The organism is Actinoplanes sp. NPDC048791, from assembly GCF_040650095.1.
Classification (GTDB): Bacteria; Actinomycetota; Actinomycetes; order Mycobacteriales; family Micromonosporaceae; genus Actinoplanes.
Genome location: NZ_JBEZGQ010000675.1, coordinates 1 through 4,724 on the forward strand (window position 1 = coordinate 1; position 4,724 = coordinate 4,724).

Genomic DNA, 4,724 nt, shown 5'->3' on the forward strand with positions numbered 1-4,724 from the left:
CGCAGATCGCCGCCCACGCGTTGCCCTGGGCGGTCCGGACGTTCTCGTCGCCCACCACCCGGCGCTCGACCTCGGCCGCGAGCTCGGCGGCCGCCGCGACGACGGCCCGGGAGACGGCGACGAAACCAACCTCTGCAGTAGCCATGGTCAACCTCACGAGACTCGTGCCGGGGGCCGGCGTTGCTGGCCGCCGACCAGTCTGCCCGAGTCCGATGATGCCGGAGTCGTATTTCCGATCGGTGACACCACCGTCACCGGCAGGGGGGATCAACCGATCATCCAGGGGGTCGCAGGTAGTCGCCTGAGGCCGGCGAGGAGGATGTGACGGATGAAACAGCGCGCCACCCGGGTGCGCATTATGCCGCAGCCCATCTCGTGAGGCGCGCCATACCCCGGGGGGCTGGACATGTCGGCGGCCACCTAGCATCGGGCCGAGGACACCCGGAGAGGGGAGTCATTAGGTGACATCCGATCAGGCGGCGGGCAGTGGCGGACCCGCGGAGCGTGGTGCGGGACCGCAGAACGTGCTCGAGGAGATCCTGGCCGGGGTCCGCGAAGACGTCGCGGCCCGCCAGCAGCAGCTCTCGCTGGAGCAGGTGCGTGACCTCGCCGCGGCAGCACCGCCGGCGATCGACGCGTACGCGGCCCTGCGCAAGCCCGGCGTGGCGGTGATCGCGGAGGTCAAGCGGTCGTCGCCGTCCAAGGGCGCACTGGCCGACATCCCGGACCCGGCCGAGCTGGCCGGCGAGTACGCGGCCGGCGGCGCGCGCTGCATCAGCGTGCTCACCGAGGGCCGCTGGTTCGGCGGCTCGCTGGAGGACCTGGCCGCGGTGCGGGCCGCGGTCGGCGTGCCGGTGCTGCGCAAGGACTTCGTCGTGTCGAGCTACCAGGTGCACGAGGCCCGGGCCCACGGCGCCGACCTCGTCCTGCTCATCGTGGCCGCGCTGGAGCAGAACGTGCTCACCGGCCTGCTCGAGCGCATCGAGTCGCTGGGCATGACGGCCCTCGTGGAGGTGCACAACGAGGAGGAGGCCGACCGGGCCCTGGACGCCGGCGCCCAGGTCATCGGCGTCAACGCCCGCGACCTGCGCACCCTGGAGGTGGACCGGTCCGTCTTCGAGCGGATCGCGCCCGGCCTGCCCAACAACGTGGTCAAGATCGCCGAGTCCGGCGTGCGCGGCCCGCACGACCTGATCCGGTACGCGTCGGCCGGCGCGGACGCGGTGCTGGTCGGCGAGGGCCTGGTGACCAAGAAGAGCCCCCGCGACGCGGTCGCCGAGCTGGTCAACGCGGGCAACCACCCGGCCACGCCCCGGCCGGTGCGATGAGCGCCCCGGCCCTGCCGGACCTCGCCGGGCACTTCGGCCGCTACGGCGGCCGGTTCGTGCCCGAGGCGCTGGTCCGGGCGCTCGACGAGCTCGACGCGGCGTACCGGGCGGCCAAGGTCGACCCGGTCTTCCAGGCGCGGTTCACCGGCCTGCTGCGCGACTACGCGGGCACGCCCTCGCTGCTCTACCGGGCCGAGCGGTTCTCCGCCGCGATCGGCGCGGAGGTGCTGCTCAAGCGCGAGGACCTGAACCACACCGGCGCCCACAAGGTGCGCAACGTGCTGGGCCAGGCCCTGCTGGCCAAGCAGATGGGCAAGCCGCGGGTCATCGCCGAGACCGGGGCCGGCCAGCACGGCGTCGCCAGCGCCACCGCGGCCGCACTGCTCGACCTCGAGTGCGTGGTCTACATGGGCGAGACCGACACCGAGCGCCAGGCGCTGAACGTGGCCCGGATGCGCATGCTCGGCGCCACCGTCGTGCCGGTGACCAACGGCTCCCGCACCCTCAAGGACGCGCTCAACGAGGCCCTGCGCGACTGGGTCTCCAGCGTCGACACGACCCACTACCTGCTGGGCACGGCCGCCGGCCCGCACCCGTTCCCGGAGATCGTGCGCGACTTCGTCGGCGGCATCGGCATCGAGGCCCGGGCCCAGTGCCTGGACCAGCTGGGCCGGCTGCCCGACGCGGTCGCGGCCTGCGTGGGCGGCGGCTCCAACGCGATCGGCATCTTCCACGCCTTCGTCGGTGACGAGGACGTGCGCCTGTACGGCTTCGAGGCCGGCGGCGACGGGGTGCAGACCGGCCGGCACGCCGCGTCGATCACCGGCGGCTCGGCCGGGGTGCTGCACGGCGCCCGCACGTACGTGCTGCAGGACGAGGACGGCCAGACGGTCGAGTCGCACTCGATCTCGGCCGGCCTGGACTACCCGGGCGTCGGCCCGGAGCACGCCTGGCTGCACGACACCGGCCGCGCCCGCTACGAGCCGGTCACCGACGCCGAGGCGATGGCCGCGTTCCAGCTGCTCTGCCGCACCGAGGGCATCATCCCGGCCATCGAGAGCGCGCACGCGCTGGCCGGTGCGCAGCGGATCGTGCCGGCGCTGACCGAGGAGCTCGGCCGCACCCCGACGATCGTGATCAACCTGTCCGGGCGCGGGGACAAGGACGTGCACACCGCGGGCGCCTACTTCGGCATCCTCGACGAGGTCGAGACGATCGTCCCGGGGGAGAACTCGTGAGCATCGCCGACACCTTCGGCAAGGCCAGGGCCGAGGGGCGCGCGGTGCTCGTCGGCTGCATGCCGGCCGGCTTCCCGAGCGTCGACGAGAGCATCGCCTCGATGGTCGCCATGGCGGAGTCCGGCTGCGACGTCATCGAGGTCGAGCTGCCGTACAGCGACCCGGTGATGGACGGGCCGGTGATCCAGAGGGCCAGCGACATCGCGCTGGCCGGCGGCGTGCGCACCCGCGACACGCTGCGGATCATCGAGGCGGTCGCGAACGCCGGGGCCACCGTCGTGCTGATGACGTACTGGAACCCGGTCGAGCGTTACGGCGTGGACGCGTTCGCCCGCGACCTCGCCGCGGCCGGCGCCACCGGCATGATCACCCCGGACCTGATCCCGGACGAGGCCGGCGAGTGGATCGCCGCCGCCGACCGGTACGCGATCGACCGCACGTTCCTGGTCTCGCCCTCGTCGACCGACGAGCGCCTGGCCATGACCGTCGCCCAGTGCCGCGGCTTCGTCTACGCGACCGCGCTGATGGGCGTCACCGGCGCGCGCACCGCGGTCTCGTCGCAGGCCCCCGAGCTCGTCGCCCGGATCCGCGCGGCCGACCCGGAGATGCCCGTCGGCGTCGGTCTGGGCGTCGGCACGGGAGCGCAGGCGGCCGAGGTGGCCGCTTTCGCCGACGGCGTGATCGTCGGCAGCGCGCTGATCCGGTGCGTGCTCGACGCCCCCGACCGCGGCACCGGCCTGGACCGGCTGCGCGCGCTCAGCGCGGAGCTGGCGGAAGGCGTACGGGTCAGCAAGGCCTCTTGATGATTCTGTCAGGGCCGGGCGGTAGGGTGCGCGCGTGAACCTCGCCGCTATCCCCAGCCCCACGACGTCGGTCTGGCACGTGCTCGGCCTGCCGATCCGGGCGTACGCACTCTGCATCGTCGCGGGCATCGTGGTCGCCGTCCTGGTCATGGAGTGGCGGCTGCGCCGTCGCGGCGTCGCGCCGTGGGCGTCGCTCGACATGGCCGTGTGGGCGGTGCCGTTCGGCATCATCGGCGCGCGGATCTACCACGTCATCACGTCGCCGGGCGACTACTTCGGCGCCGGCGGCGACCCGATCCGGGTCTTCCAGATCTGGGAGGGCGGCCTCGGCATCTGGGGCGCGGTCGCCGGTGGCGCGCTCGGCGCCTGGTTCGCCGCCCGCCAGCTCGGCCTGCCGCTGAGCGTCTTCGCCGACGCGCTGGCCCCGGCGCTGCCGCTGGCCCAGGGGATCGGCCGCCTCGGCAACTGGTTCAACAACGAGCTGTACGGCAGCGTCACCACCCTGCCGTGGGGCCTGCGGGTGCACGACATGGACCGGGCCAACCCGGGTCACGCCACCGTCATCGACGGCAAGGCCGTGACCCTGCCCGACCTCTACCACCCCGCCTTCCTCTACGAGCTCGTCTGGGACTTCGGCGTGGCCGGCCTGGTCTTCTGGCTGGACCGCCGCTTCAAGTTCGGCCGTGGCCGGGCGTTCGCGATCTACGTGATGGCGTACACGGCGGGCCGCTTCTGGATCGAGATGCTGCGCGTCGACGAGGCCAACCACATCTTCGGCATCCGGCTCAACGTGGTCACGTCCGTCGTGGTGTTCCTCGGCGCGCTGATCTACTTCCTGATGGTCAAGGGCCCCCGCGAGTACGTGGTGCCGATCGACGCGCCCGACTCGGCCCCGGAGCCCGGCGCCGACAGCGACGTCTCCCAGGTCGACGTCGGTGGGGCGCCGGCCACGACCAAGCCGCCGTCGGCATATCAGGTGGTCAGCGAGGAGCGCTTCCACGCGTACGAGCGAACGGGCGTCCTGCCGCCCGCCGCCGACGCCCCTGATGCACCGACCGGGCCCGACACCGCTGAGCCCAGCCCCACCGAGCCCGCGGAGCCCGACAGCAAGTCGTCGGCCTCCGCATCCGCCGACGAACACTGACGGCCAGGCCCCGGCGGAAGGCGGCGGCGTGCGCACGGCCGTGGTGGTGGGAGCGGGCATCGCCGGGCTGGCCGCCGCCGGAGCACTGGCCCGCGACGGCTGGCAGGTCACCCTGCTGGAGTCCGGCGAACGCATCGCGGCCTCCCCGACGGCGTTGGTGCTGTGGCCCAACGGCCGCCGCGCCCTGCAAGCCCTCGACCCCGACGGCGGC

The 4,724-nt window shown here is 73.3% G+C and carries 5 protein-coding genes; all 5 read left to right on the forward strand.

The annotated features are described in order from the left end of the window. Positions 1–524 precede the first annotated feature (524 nt). Positions 525–1,328 (forward strand): indole-3-glycerol phosphate synthase TrpC, encoded by an 804-nt coding sequence (trpC, locus tag AB0C29_RS34245; protein ID WP_360549008.1) that lies wholly within the window; start codon positions 525–527, stop codon positions 1,326–1,328. Continuing rightward, positions 1,325–2,566, forward strand: coding sequence for a tryptophan synthase subunit beta (gene trpB / locus AB0C29_RS34250; RefSeq protein ID WP_360829174.1), 1,242 nt, complete (start codon positions 1,325–1,327; stop codon positions 2,564–2,566). The genes trpC and trpB overlap by 4 nt, the downstream gene beginning before the upstream one ends. Continuing rightward, positions 2,563–3,369, forward strand: a complete 807-nt coding sequence (trpA, locus tag AB0C29_RS34255) for a tryptophan synthase subunit alpha (protein WP_360829176.1) — start codon at positions 2,563–2,565, stop codon at positions 3,367–3,369. The genes trpB and trpA overlap by 4 nt, the downstream gene beginning before the upstream one ends. A gap of 34 nt (positions 3,370–3,403) precedes the next feature. Continuing rightward, the gene (lgt, locus tag AB0C29_RS34260) at positions 3,404–4,513 is read left to right on the forward strand and encodes a prolipoprotein diacylglyceryl transferase (protein WP_360829179.1); all 1,110 of its coding nucleotides are present in this window, start codon (positions 3,404–3,406) and stop codon (positions 4,511–4,513) included. Between the two features lie 28 nt (positions 4,514–4,541). After that, positions 4,542–4,724 (forward strand): FAD-dependent oxidoreductase (locus AB0C29_RS34265; protein ID WP_360829182.1); only part of this gene is annotated, 183 nt, incomplete at its 3' end.